We start from the raw sequence: 21,678 nt of genomic DNA on the forward strand, positions 1-21,678 counted from the left end.
GCAATATCTATGCCATACAAAAGATAAATAGTTTATTCATGCAAATACGTTATATACAAGGTATTTTGCCAATATGAGTTACATTTTATAAAATTAGACTACATTATTGTATAAACATAAAAGAGTATGTTTGTATAACAAGACACCTAAAAAATTGACTATACAATACAATAAATTATAAATATATACATCATAAAAAGGAGTCTATATTTCATTTAAATACTTATCAAATAATCTCTGATATTTATATAAAATCAACTATAAACTCCTTTAATTCCTCTTTTTATCACTTATAAATTTAAACTGCTACAGACTCCTCTACTACATTTTTAAGTGCTTGCTTTTCTAAATAATCAAGTATACTTGCTTTATTTTTTCTAAATAACGACCATAAGATGAAGTAAATTGCAATCGAAAGACCTATATAAATCGGATTTGCACTTAAAAACGCAAAGAAAACTAATCCCATCAGAGGTTTTCCTAATATATTGAAACTTGTTATTAGCATTGCTCCTGCTGGTATAGCAACTCCTATTCCTGTAGCCATATCTGTAAATAATGGTGCTGTAGATGTACAAATATATAATCCTAGTCCAAACCAAATTATACCTGAAACTAATACTTTTGGAATATTACCATTATGTATAGCAACTAAACCTTGCACCATGTATGGAATTGCCAATAAATCTACAACTGGTAATACCTTATTACCAGGAAGTATCATGGCTACTACAAGCATTATTGGAATTAAAATAAGACCTGATATTAGTGTTGCAGGTTCACCATATCCAACAGCATCATTTACTGCTATATACCACTCACGATTTCCAGCTTTTTGCATAATCTTCCTAGCAGCTTCTGTTATAGGTGCAAATGCTTGAGCAAACATACTTGCTACTTTAGGGAAAATTGCCATAACAGCACTCGTAGATATTCCTACCTTCATTATTTCTCCCCAAGCTTCCATAGTATTTATTCTTGTCATATTACCTAATATCCCAATAAACATACCTAGAAAAAGACCTAAAGTAATTGGTTCACCTAAGAAACCTAGTTTTTTCTCTAGTTCTTTAGGATTTAACTTAATTTTGTTTAATCCAAGTTTATTGTATATAGGGTCTGCAAATACTGCAAATACAGAGGCCTCAACGTTATGCATAGCTATTATTGTACAGTTAGGATATCTATAGTAACTGGACCATCTCTTTGCAACTAATTCTGATATTAATAAACTATATAAGTTTAATAAAACCATACATCCTATACCTAAAGGGAAATTTCCTGTTACTCCTATGACCATAGCTCCCCATACCATATACGAATAATTATTCCATAAATCTGAAGGCTGAAATACATCTGTCCATTTTACTAAAAATAAAATTGTTTGTAATAAAATTCCAAGGCCTAAATATATCATTCCTGCACTTGTTGAAAATGCGACCAATGATGTAGCTTGCCAACCAACATCAAAAACTGGTAGATTTACCCCTGTACTTTCAACCATTCTATTAATAACTGGTGTTATTATTGGTGTAAAAGAATTTAATATAAGTGTAAAACCTTGTAAAGCAACTCCTGCATAAACAGCAGAAAGAAACGATTTCTTTGTAGTCACTTTAAATATTTTTGCTATTATGAATATTATAATTGGAACTATAATTGCAGAACCAAACGTATCGATTATAGATTTCATAAATTCTAACATCTTTTATCCTCCTATTTATAAATATTTAATTGAATTTTCAGACTAATTATAGTATCTAAATCACAGATTTAAATACTATAATTTACACCTAGATATTACTTATTTATTCCCTCAATAACAGTTAATACTTCTTCAAAAAATGCCTCTTCACCTATTCCAGTTAAACAAGCAAATGCATTTATGGTAGGTATTCCATAATCACCTGTTTGAAGTGGACTAGTAAATGTTATAAAATCAAATCTTCCTGATTGTGCCAAATTTAGTGCTTCTGTTGGTCTAGCTTCTGTTGTTGTAATAGAAATTCCCTTATCTCCTAATACTTCTTTTAATTTACCTGCCACCATTGATGATGTAACTGTCCCTGAACCACAAACTGATAATACATTGAATTGTTTCATAATAATTTCCTCCTAATTTTATACTTTAAGTTTTTATTTTATATAAATTAAATTCATTTAAAAACAACACTTACTCTTGATTGTTTGGATTTTCACTATAACTCTATAAAATCCAATAATTGAGCTACTTCTTCTTTTGTTGACGCATTTTTTATATTTTTTAATAATTTTATATTTTGAAAAACTGACATTAAATCTTTTAATAATTTTACTTGTGAATCTGGATTCTTTACTGCTAATAAGAATACAAGTTCTACATCCAATCTATCTGTTGGGTCTATCATTGAATTAAACTTTACAGGATTTTTCAATATACCCACAGCTACATTAGATTCATTTATATGTTTTGAATCTGTATGCGGAATAGCAACACACATTTCACCAATATCAAGACCTGTTGGTAGTGTCTTTTCTCTTTCTAATACAGCACTTATGTATGTGTTTTTTACATATTCTTTTTCATACATTTTATTTCCTAATTCTTTAATAACACTTTCATAATCATTAGATTCTAAGCCTAATGATATTAAATCTACATTCATTACTTTGACTCCTCTCAATTTTTTGTTATGGCTACAGATGTTTAAATTTATCTAATATAATATTTTTGAAATCATTTTTATTAAAACACTGCTTAGCATTATTCATAAATTCTTCATCTTTTAATATTTCAAGAACATTTTTAACAATATCTTTATCATTAGTCTTAAAAACTGGCATAAATATAAAATTTACATTACCTACATTCCAGTCAATAGGATTCTTTAGTTTAACAAAAACAAACCTTGTACTATTTACAGTAGATGAATCTCCATGTGGTACACCTATGGCTCCTTTAGAATATGTTGGAAGCATTTCTTCTCTATGTAAAACAGAATCTAAGTAATCTTTTTCCACATATCCTTTATTTATAAGAATTGAACATATATACTCTAATAAATCCTTTTTAAAGTATATATTTGGTTCGAAAATAACTAAATCTTCATCAAGCATTCTTTCATACACTTTAATTTGTTTGTCTTCTTGTTTTCTTGAGTTTGATAAGTATATATCCAGGTTTTTGAAAAGTTCTTTATTATATGGGATAAAATTTATACCTGGTATCTTAGGATTTATTGTCCCAACAATAGCCAATATATTGTTTGTCTCCTTCAAATTTTCAATTTTACAAAATAAATTTTCATCTAACGCACTCATTTGATAACATTTAGTATTATTATACTTTTCTTCCAATGTTTCACTTATGTATTTGGCAGTTCCTTCTCCAGTAAGACACAAAGTTACAATTGCATTTGATTTATCCATATGTTTTTCCAATTCATAGTTATATCCCATCCTATCTTTTAACAAAGAAAAAAATATTTCATCTAATTCTTCATCTCCCATAGAAACTTTCCTAGCTGCCTCTAATGCCATTAATAAATCCACTCTATCAATAGTTTTAGTATTTATATTAGTTCGCTTATTTACTATCTGACCTATGTTCGTAAGTGAACCAATATCTACCAAAAACAAAACTCCTTTTCCTTGGTCTATTATTTTTGATAATTCTACTGCCTTATTGTATATATTTATTGGTTTTTCATCTAAAGGCATGTCTATAGCTACAGGAAACTTTACTCCTAAAAGTTCTTTAACCACATTTACAGTCTCAGTAGCTATACGTCCATGAGAAATTATTATTAATCCTACTTTATCTTTTTTTACTTCATTTTTTAGAGCTGATTTTATATATAGTGTTATAAATCCAATCTCATCATCTGGAATCTTAATACCAATTAATTCTTCTATTTTTATTGCAAAATTTTTACCAATTTCATATTCTTTTGAAAAATCACTTCTTATTTTTTCTAAATTTACGTTTATTATTTTTTGATTTAATTTAATTCTTTTTATAGCTTCTTCTAAGTGTATTGCCAGATATTTGAACATGTTTTTATTTACTTCTAAGCTAATATTTTTTTCAACTATATCATTCATAAGTTCTTTTACTAACTTGACTAAATCATCACTTACAAAACTATTTAAATCACTCATTGAAAAAAGCTCTTCATCACTATTAAGATTGAACTTTAAATCAGCAAATCTATTTAAAATAAAAGTCCATAAAATATTCTCTATATCTATATCTTCAATATCAAGGGATTTTAAATCATAATATTTTTTTTCAATTGTTTTGTATATATCTTCTGGTAACATATACTCGTCACTCAAAAAATTTCCTTTTACTGATGATTCATCTGAATTAAATGGCATAAATATAGCATTTTTTAAATATTTTCTTATTTCTGTGTATTCAACCTCTTGAAAAGCTGCATCTTTAAAAGAATCTTTAAGCTTTAGAACTTCATTTATATCTACTACTACTATTGACTCTTTATCTTCACCTTTGGAATTTATAAACTTCATAAAAGCTCTTGCACAAAGAACCTGAATCATATTTTGTAATTGCCCTATATTTCCACTAAATTTTTTTAGTGCAAGTATTTCAATTACATTTTTATCTACAAATATTTTTGCATTTATTCTATTACACTCTTGTTGAAAGATATTGTATATAAGGTCTATTTTCTCTTTTAGTAGTCTCTCATGTAATGGTGGTAAAGTTATTAGCATTGGTATTCTTCTTCTAAATGTCAATAATAAATTAGTTTCCACATTTTCAGTAGTAGCTCCAATCAACATAATACTTACTTTCCTTTCAGCATTAGTTTCACCTAATCTTCTAAACTTTCCTCTGTCTAATATAGAAAATAGTATTTCTTGACCTTTTGGAGGCAATCTGTGTATTTCATCTAAAAATAAAACCCCTTCATCAGCTTCCTCTACAAGACCTGGTGTATCATATTCAGCACCTGTAAATGCACCTTTTTTATATCCAAATAACAAAGATAACAATAATTGTGGATTGTCACTATAATCAGCACAATTAAATACAACAAAATTTGAACTTTCTTTTATTACTTTTTTCTTCTTTGCAAACTCATACATATGCTTAGAAAATAAACTTTTACCAACTCCACTTTCTCCTACAATCAACGTGGGCAATCCTTTTGGAGGGTATAATATAGCTGACTTAGCCTGTTCCACTGCATTTTTAAGACTTCCCTTATTTCCTATTAGAGTTTCAAATGAATCTTCTGATTCTTCTTTAGGTATCTCTACTACATTCATTTCCAAACTTTCATTAGGCAAAAGTTCCTCTACAACTCTTCTTGATATATTAAAACCTTCTGCCATCAATTCTCTTGTGATTTCTGATATAGAAATATTTTTATTCTTTTGTAATATAGATGAAATTGCTGACTTTAGATAAGGATATCTTCTTTGCCTTGAATTACTTATATTAAGCTCTTTTCTTAAATTAGTTATATTCTCTCTAGTTGTACTTAAAAACTTTGCTATCTGAACATCTGTTAATGGTTCCTTTTTATTTTCTGTATTTATGATGTTTACAAGTTTATCTCTCAACTCCATGCTTAATAACTCCTTTCTTGATAAATTATATAAGCAACTATCATGCCATACTTAATTTAATATTTTTTGCTATTCAAACCCTGTAGGTAACTGGGTGTTATTGGTACTTATACAATTTGATAATCATTTACATTTTGTATATTTAGTAATTTACTAAATGTATTTACTATTTATAAATTTAAATAATTTAATCCTTTATTTGAATTATAATATAATAATATTTATAAATTTATAATTGAAAAACTTGTTTAATTAGATATAATAATACATATCTACTCAACAATAAAAATTATTATAAATTATGCTTTTAACACTTTCTGTTTTAAAATTTTACTTTTACATAATAGTATAAATACTTATACCATATGGTTTTGGATATACAAATGACTTTTACATGCTTTTATATGGCATATTATACTATTTTAACTTAAAAATTAATTTACGAGTATTAAATTTACATACAGAGAGGAAAACGATATGAATACATTTAAAGCTGAAATCTTATTAAAACATTCTGCAAAAGATATATTTAATATATTTACAAAATCTGCAAGATTAAATTTTCCTAATTTTAATGAAAAAAAAGCAGTGGGTACATTTGTACAACAGAAAAATAACAAAAGATTTAAGGTTGAAATAACTAATTTTGAAAAAAATAAAATATATGAGATAAAAACAAGCAATAACAGAGAAAGTATTATCACTAGATATGAACTTATACATATTGATTTAAAAAATACAAAACTTATTTTCACTGAAAGTGAAAGTGAGAGAAATGTATTTGGAAAAATTAATTCAGTCCTTGTAAGAATATTATTTGGAAAAAGACATCCAGAAGAATTTAATAAATTTATAAAGAACTTGGAAATAGAGTTAGAAAATAAGAATAATTAAAAATATGGCTTCATTGTTTTAGATAAAGATAGCAATTAAACTAATAATGAGAGGTGAAAATTTATGCCAATTAATTCTTTTGAAAATTATCCTATGAGCTGGAAACCAAAGCGACCTTCAAAAGGACAAATATTATATAAAGCTCTTGCAGAACAGTTAGAAATAGACATCAATAATGGATTGTTGTTGCCAGGTACTAAATTACCACCACAACGTGAATTGGCAGATTTTTTAGATGTTAATGTCAGTACCATTTCTAGAGCTTTTAAAATTTGTGAAAAAAAAGGATTGGTAAGTGGAGTTACTGGAAGTGGGACCTTTGTATCTTATGATACACGCTCAAATTTATTCTTAATGTCGAGTAATAATAAAATTACATTTATTGAAATGGGTACAATGAATCCAGATTTCACATTAGAAGAAATGAATACCTTGTTTAAGCATATAATTAAAGAAATCGATTTTAAAACTATATTTCAGTATGGCCAAAGAGATGGTGCCAAGTGGCAAAAAGAAGCTATTGTTAAATTAATTTTTAGAGCTGGACTTGAAACTACAGCAGATAGTCTACTTCCTGCAAGTGGTGGACAAAATGCAATTGTAGCCATTTTAGCAGGTTTATTTCAACATGGAGATAAAATAGGTGTAGACCCATTAACTTACCCTGGAATAAAGACTGCAGCTAAAATGCTTGGAATACAACTAGTTCCAATTAAACAAGAAAATATGGAAATTAGTGAAGAAGGTCTATTATATGCTTGTAAAAATGAAAATATTAAAGGACTATACATAATACCAGATTATCAAAATCCAACTACACATATAATGTCACAAAATGGGCGAAAGATGATTGCAAATATTGCATCTAAATACAATCTAATTGTTATTGAAGATGCTATTCATAGCTTACTTAATGAGGAACATTTAAATCCAGTGGCTTTTTATATACCAAATCAGACAATCTATATTACGAGTTTATCAAAAATTATTGCACCTAGCTTACGTTTGGCCTATATCTCTACACCTAAACAGTATAGAGAAGCGTTATCAAGTGCTTTATACAATATTAATTTATCTCAATCCTATTTTTTAACAGAAATTGCTTATCGTATGATTAGTTCAGGAGAAGCTGATAAATTAATCAATGCTCGTCGCAAATCTGCAAGGAGAAGAAACAAGATTATTAATCAGTATTTATCTGAATACAATCTTTTAGGAAGTGATGAATGTATCTTTAGGTGGTTGATTCTGCCTGATGATATAATGGCAGAAGAATTTGAAATGGAGGCACTTAAAAAAGGTGTACAGGTTTATGCATCTGAGCGTTTTGCTGTTGGAAAGGAAAAACCTATTTCTGCAATAAGAATAGCCGTATGTGCTACAGAAAGTACAGAAGAACTTAAAGCAGGTCTTACTGTACTGAAAAGATTATTGGATGAAAAAAGATAATTGTATTGCACACAATTTTTTAATTGTGTGTATTTTTTTTTGTTGTTACAATAAAATTACAACAAATAGTAATTAATTTATAGAGATTAATATAGATTATTACCAGTATATTGATTTTGATAGTATTTTTAAACTATCTTGATTTTATATGATAGTTTACATATTAATCCAAATTCATTTTTAAGTATGATTGCAATTATACCACTAATCTATTTTACTGTTTTACTAATCTTTAATACATTAAAACAAAAGGAGTGATTTTATTATGGGAAAATCTCAAGAGCTAAGAGAAAGTTTTATTGCTTCAATCCCAATATTTCTAGGTTATATACCTATAGGTATAGTAGGAGGAATACTATTACAAAAATCTGGTCTTTCACCTTTTCAAATAGCACTAATGGTAACACTAGTATTTGGAGGAAGTTCTCAATTTATTGCAGCTTCAATGATTTCTACTGGAGCAAGTATAACATCTATTGTTTTGACTACATTCATTGTTAATTTAAGACATTTTCTAATGAGCTCTAATTTAAATATGTGTATAAAAAATAAAAGTCCAAAATTTATATTACCATTTTGTCATACTATAACAGATGAAACGTTTGCAGTTAATTACGAAAAATTTACTACTGGAAATTGGTCTGATAAAAATGCACTTTATCTAAACTTCTTCTGTCTAATTTCATCAGTTTTAGCTAATTTTATTGGAGCATTTTTAGGAGAAAGTATATCTATAGATAGTTCTATTTCTGGTTTTATATTGACCTCTATGTTTATAGCTCTAATAGTTTCTCAGATAAAAAATAAAATTTATATTGTGGTATTTATATCATCAATTATTATTTCAGTTGTATTATATGCATTATTTAGAAATAATTTGGTGATAATAGTTACTTCAATTTTAGCATCTTTGATTGGTTTCTTCATAGAGGAATCTTACTATAAAAAGGAGGAGTCTTATGAATAATAATTATTACATACTTTGTATTATAATTGGAATGTATATTGTCACATATCTTCCAAGAGTTCTTCCTATGTTGATTTTCTCAAAAAAAGAAATGCCTGAACCTTTGAAAAAAATCATGAAATTTATACCTGTAGCAATACTTACTTCTTTAACTGCTAAAGATGTATTCTTTAATGATGATAATTTATATTTATCTATGACTAATCCTAAAATTATATCTTTTCTAGTTGTACTTCTTGTAGCTTATAGGTTTAAATCTATTGGGATTTCTATTGTTACAGGTGTGATATCTATATATTTATTTGGAATTATCCTATAATCTTTAGATAATAGTTTCTAAATTATATGTACAATTTTAATTTATTATCATCTTGATTTTAAATAAAAAACAGAGTAGTTTTAAACCACTCTGTTTTTTACATTTCAATCGTTACTAGCAAGATTTTAATTTATTATGATAAAATTTATTATTCTTTATAAAAGTATGTGTGTATTTAAATATTATCTCAATCTACACTTGTTACTTCTTCTTCATATTTTTGAAGCTCTAAATTTGCTTTAAATAAATCTCCATCTATTTCTATATAGAACTTTCCACCTTGTAAGTTTACTAAATCTCTTGCAATAGCAAGTCCTAATCCACTACCTTCAGTATTTCTTGATTCGTCTGCCCTTTTAAATCTTTCCATAATCTCACTTGGGTCAAAGTTTAATTCATAAGAAGATATATTTTTCATAGTTACTTTTAGATTTTTATCACAATCGTATACATCAATATATACTCTAGTTCCCTCTAAAGAATATTTAGCTATATTAGACAAAAGATTTTCAAATACTCTATACATTCTTCTTCCATCTGCCCATATATATACCTTATTATTTGGGACATTTAATTTTATATCTAAATTACTTTTAGACAACTTCTCTTCAAGTTCACCTATACTTTGTCTTAATAGTTGCGCTAAATCAATTTTACTAATCTGTAATTCTATATTACCACTACTTACTTTACTAGCTTCAAATAAATCTTCTATTAATAATTTTAATCTTTTTGACTTTGATTCAAGTACATTTATATAGTCATTTATATAGTCTGGTTGTATAGATTCTTCTTTTTTAATCAAGTCTACATAATTTATTATAGAAGTAAGTGGAGTTTTCAAATCATGAGATACATTTGTTATAAGGTCAGACTTCATTCTTTCACTCTTTACTTGCTCTTCTATTGCTTTATCAAGACCTTCTCCAATATTATTTATATTTTCAGCTAAAGATGTAAAATTATCATTTCCTGCAATTTTTATCTTATAATCTAACTCTCCCTGTTTTATCTTTTCTGTACCTTCTATTACATAGCTAAGATAGGAAAGTCTTTTAGTTATATATATTGCAAATCCTAAAAATATCCATATAGAAACCAATAATCCAAAACTTGTACTTTGAGTGCTAATCGCCATGATTAAAACTAAAGATGCTATCACTATCATAATAACTTTTCTTGCTAAAGATACTTTTTTTATAGCGTTAATGACCTCCTTTACAGTCTTTATTAGCCATAAAATCACTCTTACTATAATACTTGACTTAAATATACATATTTTATTTTCTAAATAACTCAATTGAACATGTATAAAAAATATATTATTTGATACTACCAATAAGGATACAGAAACTAACATCATGACATAAATATCATAAGATACATCAAAAATATACATAATCAAAAACACGGTTGAAATAGATACCAATATTACATTAAATTCCATAGGTATCTTATTGTATATTAGTAAAAGTATGTTATTTCTTTTTAAAGCTTCACATTTTATTCTACTATATAAAATTATAGATAATAAACATATAATTGCTAAACTTAAACTAGCTACAAAAAATAATCTTACTTTTTCTGTAGCTTGTTTAAATACTTGAAAGTTAGTATATACTATTCCATCATCTACAGTGGGTTCTTTGGGAAAAGATGCATAGACCTCAAAAGCGTCCTCTTCTCCATTTAGTTCCATACTAACATTATTTAATTCAAATTTTTCTCCATTTATTTTTTTAGTATATGAGCTTCTTTCTCCATCATTTACTATCTCTATGTCACAATAGCCTTTAATATTTTGCTTAAAACCCTCTAACGAACTATATTCTGTATTTGTATAAAATTCGCCTGAATTTATCTTTACAATATACATTTTTATATTTTTTAGAGAACTTAAATATTCAGAAGAAGTTTCTACCTTCTTCATGATTTTATTATAATCAGAAATACTACTACTTGAATCTAGACTCTTACCTCTTGCGTAAAAATCTTCGTAATTTATTTTTTCTTCACTACTTAACCCAATACCTATAGATAGCTTAAAATTGTATAATAAATTCAACATTGTCTCATCATCAAACAAATTACTGTCATAAAAATCATCAGATATATTAAAAATTCCATTCTTTGTAGAAGTTTTTTGTATATTGTATTTAGGTTCAGCAAGTCCTATTGTTACCAACAATATAGTTAATGGAAATGAGATAGATATTATGATTAATGAGACTAACTTTAATGCTCTATATTTTTCCAACTTGTCCACCTCATCTACATTGTCAGTATTTTATATAATATAAAATTTAATACAAGCATAATTCCCATAGAATAAATTAAACTACTAGAGAAAAAGTTAAAACATATAAGAATTCCTAACATTTGTGTAAATGTAAAAATGACCAAAATCAAAACGCAATTAAATATTAAACTCTTTTCTTTTATAAGTTTTCCACTAAAATTTTTCAATCTTATAACCAACTCCCCACACCACCTTTAAAAATCTTGGTTCTTTTGGATTTATTTCAATCTTTTCTCTTATTCGCCTAATATGTACTGCTACTGTATTTTCTGAATTAAAACTTTCTTCATTCCATACTTTTTCGTATATCTCATCTATTGAGAAAACTCGTCCTTTATTTTCTAAAAGAAGTTTAATGATTTTGTACTCAATTGGAGTCATTTTTATATTTTCACCATCAATTTTCACTTCTTTTGTTAATGTATTTAACTCCAAAGCTCCACTTTTTAAAACTTCTTGACTTGCATCTTCATAATTGCCTAAAGTTACATAACGTCTTAAGTTTGATTTAACTCTAGCTATAAGCTCTAATAAGTTAAATGGCTTTGTTATATAATCGTCAGCTCCAATATTTAATCCCATTATTTTATCTGTATCTTCACTTTTTGCTGAAATTAAAATTATTGGTATGTTTCTTTCTTCTCGTATTTTCACAGTTGCCTTGATTCCATCCAATTTAGGCATCATTATATCCATTAATATTAGATGAATGTCATTCTCTGTTATTACTTCCAAAGCTTTCATTCCATCATATGCTTTATATATTTTAAATCCTTCTGATTTAAGATATATTTCTATTGAATCAACGATTTCTTTATCATCATCTACTACTAATATGTTGTACATGTTTTCACTTCCTCTATTGTATAATAATACTCATCTCTATTATACAATATCTTTCACTCCCTTTCTCAACAATGACTAAATTGTTATATTAATTTGGCTTACATTTTTGTAACTTTACCTTATAAATATATAATAGAATATAAATCTTAAGAAAATATTATCCTAAATCTTAAATATTTCTTAAGATTTAAGATAAATTGAGGTTTATTTGAATTAATTGATTTTAATTATGTTGTTTTCAGATTACTTTTATTTAAGTATTTTGATTGGATTCAGCTGAATTAATGTATATTAATTCTTATTGAGCAGTTTTTATTTTTAAGGTGGAAGAATGGTGGAAGAATCATATTTTACTAGTTTTCTTCCACCATTCTTCCACCCAAATAGGCTTAGAAGCATTTATTTAACTGCAATAATAGCTACTTATTTAAATTCTATTTTTATACATACTATCTATTATATACCATACATATTCTGTTAAAATTTATATAAATATAAGACAAACCTATTTCATTTTTTAATATGTTCAGAATATTAAATAAAATAAAGGTATGAAATTATAACTTTTTCTACCTTCATTTTATTTATTATGTATCTATTTGTCATTTTTTTCTTTCAAACACTTAAAATGTTCTTCGAGTTCAATTAATTTATCTTCATCCACTTCATCATCTTTACTATGCGATACTGATATTAAACTTGAAATTGAATTTTTATGTATATTCTTCAAAAATTATTTTGTTTCAAACCTTAGATATTTTTCCTCTTTTACTACTGCATTATAGTGTGTAAGTTTACCTGTTTTCTCTGTACCTAAAAATTCCCTTCGCTCTAATCTTTTTAAAACTGTAAATGTAGTTGATTCATTCCATCTATTTTTTTCTTTCATTACATTAACCAAATCTCTAGAAGTTAATACTTTGTTAGCTTCCCAAATATATCTCATAACTTTTAATTCTGCTTCTGGTAATTTACTAATTTTCATAGTTTACACCCTTTTGCCGATTTATGCATATGCAAATTCTACATCAATAAAACTCCTCAGACAAGAGAATTTAGCCAAATATATACATCTGATTTTTACCATATTACTCTTTTAAGTTTCTGTAATACTCTTCTAATGAATCTAACTTTTCTTTACTTACATTTTTATGCATGGTAGTAAGAGAGCGCATTATTTTTCTACTCTTGCTAGATTTTAGTACCTTTTTCTTAAAAGCGTAATATTCTTCATTATCTATTATTATTTTATAATGAGATTGAAACTTTATAATATCCCTAGCCAAATAACCTTTGTCAAGTAGCCCCTTTAATAGTGTTTTTATTGTACTTTTATGCCATCCATACATCTGCGTTATATCTTTTACAATTTCTTTTTTAGACATTTTAGAATCTTTTTTCCATAAATATTCCATCACTATTAATTCTGCTCTTAATAATTTTTCTACTAACATTTCTTCTTTCATCTTATGTCGCTCCCTCATTCAGTCTAACTTAAACTAATAATAGGAGCTTTTTAACACAAAAACTACAGGTAAAATTTACCATATATTCTACTGTTTTAGTTTATTTTTATATATAAAAAAATATTATTCATATCCATAAATTTATTCAATTTTCAAACATATCTGTTGAATAATAACTAGTTATATTGTATTGTTTTAATTGTAAAATAAAACTAAATTGGTAAAACTAGAGGAATTTAGTGGTATAAATATTTATTAAATAAGACTTGTAAGATGAGTTATAAGTTATATTGGTAAGTTATCAAAAACATATACTCTTTTGGTTTTGTGAAAGTTTTTTAGGTGGGTAATAATATCTATATTTAAAAATAAATTGTATGGATATACACATATATTGACTGCTTATACTGATAGTTCATATGATTATTATAAATTTATAGATACACAGTTATATAGATTTTGTTTTCTAGAGAATTTTTTTTAGCTTTATCTACATTCGTACCAATTTATAGTAATACAAAGGTCTTAAATGTATTTTTAATATTAAGAATAAGTAGAAATGTTAACTAAATAAATATAATTAAGTAGACGTTTCTATTAATCTATGATACAATAGTATTTGTGGTAATACACAATTAAATCAAGTATATCTTGATATAGGTTAATAGGAGTATTTTTAATGAATAATGGAATAGTGAAATGGTTTAATAATGAAAAAGGATTTGGTTTTATATCAATAGAAGGTGGAGATGATGTGTTTGCTCATTTCTCAGCTATACAAACTTCAGGATTTAAATCATTAGAAGAAGGTCAACAAGTAAGCTTTGATATAGTTAAAGGTGCTAGAGGTCCTCAAGCAGAAAATATAACTATATTATAATATATAGATTTTTCGGGAAAGACTCTTTTAGGGTCTTTTTTTATTGCTAGTATATGTAAGATAATTGTTGATGAAAAAAACAAGGTTGTTTGGAGAAATGAAAAAATCATTCCCTGACATGATAATGCTTAGTTACAGATATAGAAGTGTACTGCAAATACACTTCTATTTTTTTATTATATCATATGTTCTAGGTTGTTAAAAAGACCTATTTAAATCGTTTCTAAGGTATGTTGAGTAATATTCTTGATAGTTTTTTCTTTAATGTGTTCCAAAAAAATAAGCACTCTTTTTATAGGAGTGCTTTGGTGTATGTTAATTTATATATCTAATACAATTTAACATGTCTTATGTTTTAGTATGATAATTTTAGTTCGTTTTATTGTTACAATATATATTATAAGTTTATATATAATTATAATATATAAGCTTATATTACATGAAATTTATCTCATATACTTAATTTATATTCAGTTTTATTGTATGCATTCTTAAGTTTTACTATATGTTTTATTAATATTTAATATAGTTAATTCTTAAGAATTACATTCTACAACAATAATATATATCTTTGATATATAACTAATTTAAAATGGATGTATTTTATGAAACTAAGAAACCCAAGGATTAAGAAATTGTTATCAGTAGCATTATTAGCAGCTCTTGTAGGTATACCTATTGGACAAACAGCCAATGCAATGGGGCTTTCAAATGACATCCCAAATTATATGGAAAATAATCCAGCGTCAATAGAAGACTTGAAAATCAACGACTCTCAATTACCTAAACCAGGTACAGTTACATACATAGATATGAATAAACTAATTAAAAACCTTAAGGAAAACGATGTTAACACTACTCTTGTTGAAAATGAATTATATTATAGAAAAGCTGGGACAAATAAAATAGTTTGGACTAAGACAGGCTTTGATTTATATCTTTCTAAAGGAGTTGCATTAACTTTAGCTGGTGCTGGTACAGGAGTTGCAGGTCTTTTGGCTGGTGCCATTCCTGGTGTAGGTCAGTATCTTGCTGCTATAGTTGGAGCAATTACAATGCATCTTGGGTCAAATATAACATCTGGGAAAATCTTTAAATTTAAAAAAATGTGTTATAATAAAGGCGGGGCTTATGTAACTAAATACTACTTACAATCTGTAAGAAATCAATAGGATATAAAATGATTATTATAAAAGATTTACTTTTTGCATTGCTCTCAGTATTAATTTTATTTTTTGCTAATAAAGTATTTCAACTAAGCAAATTGCACAAGTTCATTATATTGTTTGTTTCATTTTTTATACTGACTTTTGTATCATCATTTATTAGTGGGTAAAAATGTGGTAGGTTAACTCTACCACATTTTTCTTTGTTTAATCTTGTATAATGTTATTCATTCTGTTAATATTTGTAATTTTTTAGACATTCTTTATGTTCATACTACTGATATAATTTGATTAAGAGAAATAAATCTAAATGGAGGTATCTCTACTATGAACTCTTGGAACATTATATTTTTAAGTTATGGAGTAACATTTACAATAGTGGTTACTGTAGGATATTTAATCAAGGGTAAAACTAATTATTGTAAGAAAAAGTATTTAAATAAATTAGAATTAAAATATGGTAATATAGATAGAGAAAAAGCTACTAAACCAGAAATATTTTTTCAATATTTAATAGGCTTGGAATACATAATAATGGGGTTATTAATAAGAAGACTTGATACTGCGATAATATCAGTAATATTAGTATCTATTATAACAATAATATCCTATTATATAATTAGGAAAAGATATATAGTTATATAAAATATAATAGGATTAATAGTAAAAGAAGATAACAACTAACTCTAGTTGCTACCTTCTAATCTATCTATTAAATAAAAATTTCTAATTTGGCTTTTAAACATTCTTTCATGTAATTATTTCATACAAGCAATCCCTAGACAATCTAAATATCTTTTGCTATACTCTGAACTAAATTTATATACTGAGTATGAACCCTGAAGGGCAAATATTTGTTCACCAGATTCTGGTTCCAGAGTAAAGTTTCCATATTTCTTAAAGGCTTTTTCTTCTCCTGCTGTTATAGTTTTTCCTTTTTTAGTTAAAAAAGTTATTTTACCTATTGTTCTAGCTGGTATAGATAAACCAGTAAACCATCCTATAGAACCACTTATTTTAATTATATAATCATCCACATCTAAATCCATAGATACTATGCTACCCCCAAAAGGTTCTCCATGTAGTTGAGTTTTATATTTTCCATCATATACAAACTGTATAGCATCAACTATAAAAGCTCCTCTAAGTATAATTTTTGTTACTCTATTTCTATTTTTAGCAAATTGGCTATCATCAAAAGTCTTGAATTCACAATATTCACTACACATTTCATCTAATTTCAATCTATTTTCTTCTAAGAAATTATTTACATAATCTATATGTTTCTTGGCTACTAGATTAAAATAATAATAGTTTGTTTTTTGCTTATTAGAAGATTTTTCAAATTCATTTTTCCATTTGTTTTTATCAAAGTTATCTAAAGAACTATATCCTAAAGCTTTTATTGCTTTTTTCCATGCATCTGACTGGTCATCTTTTCTAGTTGTTATTACTTTTATAACTTCTATTTTTTGATTTTCTGTTAAACTCTCATATTGATTTAGGCTAAAATCAGTACCATTCTTAATACACTTTAGTGCATATACCATTTGACAAAATGCTTTAAAGAAATTGTCTTGATTATTTTTTTGTATCTTCACTTTATCATCAGTACAACTCCAATTTGGAACATATCTGTAATTGAGATATCCATAGTCTGGTATATGACCCATTCTTCCATGTCCAAGATATGCAATTCCTTCATATCCACCAACCTCAGGAGTACCAGAAACATTAATAGCATGCCAGCTACCGTTACGATATTCTTCTGCTTTAGTCCATTTAGTTTCTTCTATGTATTTACTTTCTTCTGCTATAAATTCTTTAACATCATTAATATACCATTCAGGTCTTCCAATAAAATACATGTGTGCCCATGTATCTGCAAGTACATGCATTCTCATTCCAATAAATTGTAATTTATATTCCTCAGTACTATGAAAATAGATAAGGTCATTTATAATAGAAGAAACAGTTTCACTATTTGGTAAACACATTAATCTAAATCTTCTCTCATCTCCATCTTTAAATTTCCAGTTTGTTGTAAGTCCTGTGCTTTCTTTAACTCCATTATACTCATATTGGTTGTTCAAATTTCCAGGTAAAAAATGAAATGGTATCCATACTTTTCTTATTTCATTCAAACTATCAAGATTCCATTTATAGCCCCATGAAGTAAAATCTGCATAATATTTTTCAAATTCTAAAGTTGTCTGTACTGTAGGTAGTGTAAAATTTACATCTTCAAGAATCATACTCTTAGTTGATTCATCCACATATTGAGCAGCATAAGCTATTGTATTTGCATCAGAATCATTATAACCAGCTATTTTAGCTGCAAGATATGTACCATAATAGTGAAAATCTAAATTCATAAAATCACCTCTTAATTTTATTTTAATAAATAATTATATGTGTACTTATATATAATTATTTATTAAAATAATAAATTAAATATTCAAAATATTCAACACTTACTGTCTAACTAGCCATCAAAAACGCATAAATAGTCAAAAAACATATTTTTTCTAGAAATATATCTTTTTATAAATTTAATAAATATATTTATAAGAAAAAATAGATAAGAAAAACTTTGATATAAATTTTTCTTATCTATATACTTGTTTAAATAAAACTTTAAAACTTATAATTTTTCTTTTACAAATTCTCTAGCCTTATCCATTGTTAACCACACATCATAAGAATAAATCTCTGTAAATTTTTCTCCTGTGTCCTTGCTCTATTTTCTTCTAAAAATAGTTTGACAAATTGCTGATATAAGTTCTTAAATATGCTAATAAATTAAAGTATAATAGACATTAATTTATGGAGGTATAAAATATATTTCTAAATGATATATTTAATATTATTAAATTTAACAAAAAAAGCCCTATAGAGCAGTTGAATATTATTCAAGAAGAAAAAAAGCCAGACATAAAAGAAGCTGAAGAATATTATAAATGCAATTATAGATTTTATAATTCTCTTAAGGAGATGGTTTCACTAGAAAATATAAAAAACACGCATCAAAACCATCTTAAATTCTAAAAATAATCCATCAAGTCCATTTGTAATTGCTCTTATTGCTGCATTTATATCAATTTTCTTTAGTCTATTTGCCAACAATATTATAAAAGATTTTTATATTGCTGGTGCTATAATAGGAGTTTTTTTAGTGCTTATTTATATCTAATATGTGAAGCTCAGTAAAAATGGGATAGTCGCCAAAAATTCTATATGAGTTCGCTGCAAGTATTAGATAATATGGAAAATAAAAAACTTAAAGAAAAAAAGTATAAAAAAAGAAAGTAGCAACTATCTCCAGTTGCTACCTTCAATCTATCTATTAATAAAATCTAACGATTTGTAAAGTGTATCAAACCTATCATTACCTTTTATCATAGTGTATCTCTCTTTAGTTATAGAATCTATTTTATTGCATGCTCCTCCCCCTACAACATATAAATTCTCTGTCTGACCTGGTACATAATCTTTTATATCACATATTAATATTTTTCCATCATTATAACCCCAACCAACTACAGTTGCAGGGATTTTGTCAACCTCTCCATCATAAACGATTGTATGTTTATACATGATGTTCCCCTCACTATTCTCTTTATTATCTATAGTTTTATTTAAAATACCTTCTGCTATTAATTTAGCAACTATATCTTTATGTCTAATATAATAACCTGTATCTGCTTTACTGTCTACAAAACATACTTCAATTAATATTGCTGGTGCTTTTGTATGATTAAGCCAATACAAACCCCTTACATCTGATTTTGCACCTCTATTTTTAAATACTATTGCTAACTTTTCATTGACTCTTTCAGCGTATATTTTGCCATTATTAGTTTTATATATTGTTTCTGTACCCATGGGATTTAGTGTTGTATTATTTGCGTTGAAATGTACTTGCACTGCTAAGTCTATGTCTTGTTTGTTTGCTATTTGACATTGTTCAGATAGATAATCATTCGATTTATCTATCTTACCAGTATATATAGTTGCTCCACCTTGTTTTAACCATTTCACTATTAAGTCAGTTAGTATTCTATTTTCTTTTCCTTCATCTATATAACCAACTGCTCCTGTTCCTTTACTTGTTAGTGTATGTCCTGGTACTATTGCTATTTTCATTGTTTATTTTCCTCCTTTAATTGTTTGTAAGTTTGATTTATACCTATTGATATACCCCAGCAAATTACACCTTGTAAGACTGCATCAGCATTTAATCCTAACATCCATACTGAAAAACCTACTCCAAGTATCCATAACACTACTGGAATATACTTGTTATCTAACTGTTTATACTTCTTACAACCGAACCCCAAAATATAAAGAGCAGCAACTAAAATTAGCAACTGCTCAGGTATGAAACTTATTAAATTATCCATATATTTTCCTCCTAATTAAAATAATCCTCTCTGTATTGCAAATATAAAGAATCCTACAAGTGTTGTAATCATTGTTCCAATCAGCCATTTTAACATGCTTGTAAGCGAGTTTAAATTCTCGCATAGTGCCTTTAAGTCTGCTTTAGGCTCTATGTTTGCTACTTTTAATTCATCTATTTCATCATTATGTTTATTTATTGTTACCTCATGTCGTTTTAAATTGTCTTTGAAAAGTTCTTCATTCATGAAAACCTCCTAATTTTTTATACTAAAAAAGGACTTAGGTTTAATTAAGTCCTTAAAAATTTTTATATTGTTATTTCTTATTCTGTTAGTATATCTTTTATTATCAGTTCTTTTGTAACTGGATTTATTGACTCTATATACTGTTTATTATAGTCTATACTTCCGTATTCAATATCCAAGTAATGTAGTTCTATTATTGTATCATGTTCTAATACATTACCTGTTGCTTCATCTGTTTGTAGCCATATTTTACCTGACTGGTCATATATAATTCTATTTTCTCTATCCATATCAACTCCATGCTTCCCATTGTACATTTGTAAGTTTTTTTAAATCATACACATCTCGTTTGATTGTAAATCCATTATTTGTAAATATTATACTTGAACTTTCTCTAGAACCAGATGAGGTACGATATCTACCACTATAATAATATTCTTGTGCATAAAAATCTAATAAAATACCATTCGATTTGACTCCTTTATAATTATTATTTGATACTCCTTCTTGGAAAGTTGTATCTATTTGAAAATACAAGTTTACAGCACTAGGTTTAAAGTCTAACCCTACTATTGTCAATATATTGGCTGAAAATATTCTTCCTCCTTTGGCATATTTTTTTCTTTGGCTTAACTGATTAGTTAATTCTGTTATCCTATTTTGCAACTCCTGTACACTAGCCTCTGAACTATCAAAATAAGTCTTTATTTTCTCTGATAACTCAACAAGTGCATTATTTAAATTTGCATCTATATTTTTAAGCACTAAAGTATTTATAATACTTGTTTTCACATTCTTAAATCCTTCTCCAATTTCTACTAATTTGGATGATATATATTGTAGAGTTGCATCTGTAACTACTATTTTAAGTGTGTGTATCGCATTGTCTGTAAGTTCATAGTTTATTGTTTTTTCTATGCTATCTACACTAGTTTTTACCTCATTAATTGCACTAACTATATTTGTTTTATCTGTTGTTTCAAGTAGTGTTGTATCACCTATTTTATTATTAATCTCTGTCTTAACAGTTTCTATGTTGCTTGTTAATTCTGTTTTAGTTGTATCTATTTTGCTATCTACAGTTTGTATATCTTTTAATGTTGTTAAAATGACAGTTGGGTCTACTTTTAGATTAAAAGTGTAATATTTTTCATTATCTATTA

At 26.6% G+C, this 21,678-nt stretch carries 23 protein-coding genes and 1 pseudogene; 9 read left to right on the top strand and 15 right to left on the bottom strand.

Translation table 11 applies throughout. The annotated features are described in order from the left end of the window. Positions 1 to 298: 298 nt before the first annotated feature. The 4 genes from KGF38_RS06975 to KGF38_RS06990 all read right to left on the bottom strand — a co-directional run bounded on the left by KGF38_RS06975 (position 299) and on the right by KGF38_RS06990 (position 5,580). Positions 299 to 1,705 carry a PTS galactitol transporter subunit IIC gene (locus KGF38_RS06975; RefSeq protein ID WP_074178361.1) on the bottom strand — a complete coding sequence of 469 codons (1,407 nt, stop codon included), beginning with the start codon at positions 1,703 to 1,705 and terminating at the stop codon, positions 299 to 301. Between the two features lie 95 nt (positions 1,706 to 1,800). After that, on the bottom strand, positions 1,801 to 2,103 hold the full coding sequence (locus tag KGF38_RS06980; RefSeq protein WP_054270835.1) for a PTS sugar transporter subunit IIB: 303 nt from the start codon (positions 2,101 to 2,103) through the stop codon (positions 1,801 to 1,803). 95 nt (positions 2,104 to 2,198) lie between these two features. After that, a complete protein-coding gene (locus KGF38_RS06985) occupies positions 2,199 to 2,645 on the bottom strand; it encodes a PTS sugar transporter subunit IIA (protein WP_054270836.1) in 447 nt (148 codons plus the stop codon). Positions 2,646 to 2,676: 31 nt separating this feature from the next. Next, on the bottom strand, positions 2,677 to 5,580 hold the full coding sequence (locus tag KGF38_RS06990) for a sigma 54-interacting transcriptional regulator (RefSeq protein WP_074178362.1): 2,904 nt from the start codon (positions 5,578 to 5,580) through the stop codon (positions 2,677 to 2,679). Positions 5,581 to 6,057: 477 nt separating this feature from the next. Here KGF38_RS06990 and KGF38_RS06995 point away from each other — a divergent pair, with 477 nt between their 5' ends. From KGF38_RS06995 to KGF38_RS07010, 4 genes are all read left to right on the top strand, one after another. Then, positions 6,058 to 6,474 (top strand): DUF3284 domain-containing protein, encoded by a 417-nt coding sequence (locus KGF38_RS06995; RefSeq protein WP_054270838.1) that lies wholly within the window; start codon positions 6,058 to 6,060, stop codon positions 6,472 to 6,474. Positions 6,475 to 6,537: 63 nt separating this feature from the next. After that, positions 6,538 to 7,923: a PLP-dependent aminotransferase family protein gene (locus KGF38_RS07000; RefSeq protein ID WP_074178363.1), complete on the top strand. Its 1,386-nt coding sequence runs from the start codon at positions 6,538 to 6,540 to the stop codon at positions 7,921 to 7,923. 265 nt (positions 7,924 to 8,188) lie between these two features. After that, positions 8,189 to 8,890, top strand: coding sequence for an AzlC family ABC transporter permease (locus KGF38_RS07005; protein ID WP_074178364.1), 702 nt, complete (start codon positions 8,189 to 8,191; stop codon positions 8,888 to 8,890). Beyond that, the gene (locus KGF38_RS07010; protein ID WP_054270841.1) at positions 8,883 to 9,209 is read left to right on the top strand and encodes an AzlD domain-containing protein; all 327 of its coding nucleotides are present in this window, start codon (positions 8,883 to 8,885) and stop codon (positions 9,207 to 9,209) included. Before KGF38_RS07005 ends, KGF38_RS07010 begins: the two co-directional genes overlap by 8 nt. 187 nt (positions 9,210 to 9,396) lie before the next feature. On the opposite strand, the gene KGF38_RS07015 is transcribed toward KGF38_RS07010, so the two are convergent. Then, on the bottom strand, positions 9,397 to 11,466 hold the full coding sequence (locus KGF38_RS07015) for a sensor histidine kinase (RefSeq protein WP_079770226.1): 2,070 nt from the start codon (positions 11,464 to 11,466) through the stop codon (positions 9,397 to 9,399). Positions 11,467 to 11,661: 195 nt separating this feature from the next. Beyond that, a complete protein-coding gene (locus tag KGF38_RS07020) occupies positions 11,662 to 12,354 on the bottom strand; it encodes a response regulator transcription factor (RefSeq protein ID WP_054270844.1) in 693 nt (230 codons plus the stop codon). A 334-nt stretch (positions 12,355 to 12,688) separates the two neighbouring features. Between KGF38_RS07020 and KGF38_RS07025 the strand changes: the two genes are divergently transcribed. Then, positions 12,689 to 12,835 (top strand): hypothetical protein, encoded by a 147-nt coding sequence (locus tag KGF38_RS07025; protein WP_167641110.1) that lies wholly within the window; start codon positions 12,689 to 12,691, stop codon positions 12,833 to 12,835. 114 nt (positions 12,836 to 12,949) lie between these two features. Here KGF38_RS07025 and KGF38_RS20375 read toward each other — a convergent pair whose 3' ends face one another. From KGF38_RS20375 to KGF38_RS07035, 3 genes are all read right to left on the bottom strand, one after another. Next, on the bottom strand, positions 12,950 to 13,084 hold the full coding sequence (locus tag KGF38_RS20375) for a hypothetical protein (RefSeq protein ID WP_255646113.1): 135 nt from the start codon (positions 13,082 to 13,084) through the stop codon (positions 12,950 to 12,952). 3 nt (positions 13,085 to 13,087) lie between these two features. Further along, the gene (locus tag KGF38_RS07030) at positions 13,088 to 13,339 is read right to left on the bottom strand and encodes a BlaI/MecI/CopY family transcriptional regulator (RefSeq protein ID WP_227832274.1); all 252 of its coding nucleotides are present in this window, start codon (positions 13,337 to 13,339) and stop codon (positions 13,088 to 13,090) included. A gap of 103 nt (positions 13,340 to 13,442) precedes the next feature. Further along, positions 13,443 to 13,820 carry a BlaI/MecI/CopY family transcriptional regulator gene (locus KGF38_RS07035; RefSeq protein WP_054270845.1) on the bottom strand — a complete coding sequence of 126 codons (378 nt, stop codon included), beginning with the start codon at positions 13,818 to 13,820 and terminating at the stop codon, positions 13,443 to 13,445. A gap of 679 nt (positions 13,821 to 14,499) precedes the next feature. Here KGF38_RS07035 and KGF38_RS07040 point away from each other — a divergent pair. From KGF38_RS07040 to KGF38_RS07050, 3 genes are all read left to right on the top strand, one after another. Then, positions 14,500 to 14,700, top strand: a complete 201-nt coding sequence (locus KGF38_RS07040) for a cold-shock protein (RefSeq protein WP_021384215.1) — start codon at positions 14,500 to 14,502, stop codon at positions 14,698 to 14,700. Between the two features lie 605 nt (positions 14,701 to 15,305). Continuing rightward, on the top strand, positions 15,306 to 15,872 hold the full coding sequence (locus tag KGF38_RS07045) for a hypothetical protein (RefSeq protein ID WP_074178366.1): 567 nt from the start codon (positions 15,306 to 15,308) through the stop codon (positions 15,870 to 15,872). A gap of 321 nt (positions 15,873 to 16,193) precedes the next feature. Next, entirely contained in the window at positions 16,194 to 16,511 is a 318-nt protein-coding gene (locus KGF38_RS07050) for a hypothetical protein (RefSeq protein WP_074178367.1), read from the top strand. A 113-nt stretch (positions 16,512 to 16,624) separates the two neighbouring features. On the opposite strand, the gene KGF38_RS07055 is transcribed toward KGF38_RS07050, so the two are convergent. The 6 genes and pseudogenes from KGF38_RS07055 to KGF38_RS20570 form a co-directional block, all read right to left on the bottom strand. Further along, positions 16,625 to 18,241 carry a DUF6765 family protein gene (locus tag KGF38_RS07055; RefSeq protein ID WP_074178368.1) on the bottom strand — a complete coding sequence of 539 codons (1,617 nt, stop codon included), beginning with the start codon at positions 18,239 to 18,241 and terminating at the stop codon, positions 16,625 to 16,627. Positions 18,242 to 19,205: 964 nt separating this feature from the next. Then, a complete protein-coding gene (locus KGF38_RS07060; RefSeq protein ID WP_074178369.1) occupies positions 19,206 to 20,012 on the bottom strand; it encodes an N-acetylmuramoyl-L-alanine amidase in 807 nt (268 codons plus the stop codon). Next, a complete protein-coding gene (locus tag KGF38_RS07065; protein ID WP_074178370.1) occupies positions 20,009 to 20,269 on the bottom strand; it encodes a phage holin family protein in 261 nt (86 codons plus the stop codon). The genes KGF38_RS07060 and KGF38_RS07065 overlap by 4 nt, the downstream gene beginning before the upstream one ends. 15 nt (positions 20,270 to 20,284) lie before the next feature. Further along, on the bottom strand, positions 20,285 to 20,515 hold the full coding sequence (locus KGF38_RS07070) for a hemolysin XhlA family protein (protein WP_074178371.1): 231 nt from the start codon (positions 20,513 to 20,515) through the stop codon (positions 20,285 to 20,287). 89 nt (positions 20,516 to 20,604) lie between these two features. Beyond that, a pseudogene (locus KGF38_RS07075) lies at positions 20,605 to 20,805 on the bottom strand (hypothetical protein); the annotation flags it as partial. A gap of 1 nt (position 20,806) precedes the next feature. Further along, a complete protein-coding gene (locus KGF38_RS20570; protein WP_074178372.1) occupies positions 20,807 to 21,307 on the bottom strand; it encodes a hypothetical protein in 501 nt (166 codons plus the stop codon). A gap of 124 nt (positions 21,308 to 21,431) precedes the next feature. Here KGF38_RS20570 and KGF38_RS07085 point away from each other — a divergent pair, with 124 nt between their 5' ends. Beyond that, a complete protein-coding gene (locus tag KGF38_RS07085; protein ID WP_161803439.1) occupies positions 21,432 to 21,659 on the top strand; it encodes a hypothetical protein in 228 nt (75 codons plus the stop codon). Positions 21,660 to 21,678 lie beyond the last annotated feature (19 nt).

This window comes from Clostridioides sp. ZZV14-6387 (assembly GCF_020657835.1).
GTDB lineage: Bacteria > Bacillota > Clostridia > Peptostreptococcales > Peptostreptococcaceae > Clostridioides > Clostridioides difficile_A.

Excerpts from the sequence above, each read along its gene's own strand:
- KGF38_RS07000 (WP_074178363.1), top strand. The coding sequence starts at position 6,538 with ATGCCAATTAATTCTTTTGAAAATTATCCTATGAGCTGGAAACCAAAG.
- KGF38_RS07045 (WP_074178366.1), top strand. The coding sequence starts at position 15,306 with ATGAAACTAAGAAACCCAAGGATTAAGAAATTGTTATCAGTAGCATTA.
- KGF38_RS07055 (WP_074178368.1), bottom strand. The coding sequence starts at position 18,241 with ATGAATTTAGATTTTCACTATTATGGTACATATCTTGCAGCTAAAATA.
- KGF38_RS07040 (WP_021384215.1), top strand. The coding sequence starts at position 14,500 with ATGAATAATGGAATAGTGAAATGGTTTAATAATGAAAAAGGATTTGGT.
- KGF38_RS07010 (WP_054270841.1), top strand. The coding sequence starts at position 8,883 with ATGAATAATAATTATTACATACTTTGTATTATAATTGGAATGTATATT.
- KGF38_RS07050 (WP_074178367.1), top strand. The coding sequence starts at position 16,194 with ATGAACTCTTGGAACATTATATTTTTAAGTTATGGAGTAACATTTACA.
- KGF38_RS06980 (WP_054270835.1), bottom strand. The coding sequence starts at position 2,103 with ATGAAACAATTCAATGTATTATCAGTTTGTGGTTCAGGGACAGTTACA.
- KGF38_RS07005 (WP_074178364.1), top strand. The coding sequence starts at position 8,189 with ATGGGAAAATCTCAAGAGCTAAGAGAAAGTTTTATTGCTTCAATCCCA.
- KGF38_RS06995 (WP_054270838.1), top strand. The coding sequence starts at position 6,058 with ATGAATACATTTAAAGCTGAAATCTTATTAAAACATTCTGCAAAAGAT.
- KGF38_RS06990 (WP_074178362.1), bottom strand. The coding sequence starts at position 5,580 with ATGGAGTTGAGAGATAAACTTGTAAACATCATAAATACAGAAAATAAA.
- KGF38_RS07035 (WP_054270845.1), bottom strand. The coding sequence starts at position 13,820 with ATGAAAGAAGAAATGTTAGTAGAAAAATTATTAAGAGCAGAATTAATA.
- KGF38_RS07060 (WP_074178369.1), bottom strand. The coding sequence starts at position 20,012 with ATGAAAATAGCAATAGTACCAGGACATACACTAACAAGTAAAGGAACA.
- KGF38_RS06975 (WP_074178361.1), bottom strand. The coding sequence starts at position 1,705 with ATGTTAGAATTTATGAAATCTATAATCGATACGTTTGGTTCTGCAATT.
- KGF38_RS07030 (WP_227832274.1), bottom strand. The coding sequence starts at position 13,339 with ATGAAAATTAGTAAATTACCAGAAGCAGAATTAAAAGTTATGAGATAT.
- KGF38_RS07065 (WP_074178370.1), bottom strand. The coding sequence starts at position 20,269 with ATGGATAATTTAATAAGTTTCATACCTGAGCAGTTGCTAATTTTAGTT.
- KGF38_RS07070 (WP_074178371.1), bottom strand. The coding sequence starts at position 20,515 with ATGAATGAAGAACTTTTCAAAGACAATTTAAAACGACATGAGGTAACA.
- KGF38_RS07085 (WP_161803439.1), top strand. The coding sequence starts at position 21,432 with ATGCTATCTACACTAGTTTTTACCTCATTAATTGCACTAACTATATTT.
- KGF38_RS07020 (WP_054270844.1), bottom strand. The coding sequence starts at position 12,354 with ATGTACAACATATTAGTAGTAGATGATGATAAAGAAATCGTTGATTCA.
- KGF38_RS06985 (WP_054270836.1), bottom strand. The coding sequence starts at position 2,645 with ATGAATGTAGATTTAATATCATTAGGCTTAGAATCTAATGATTATGAA.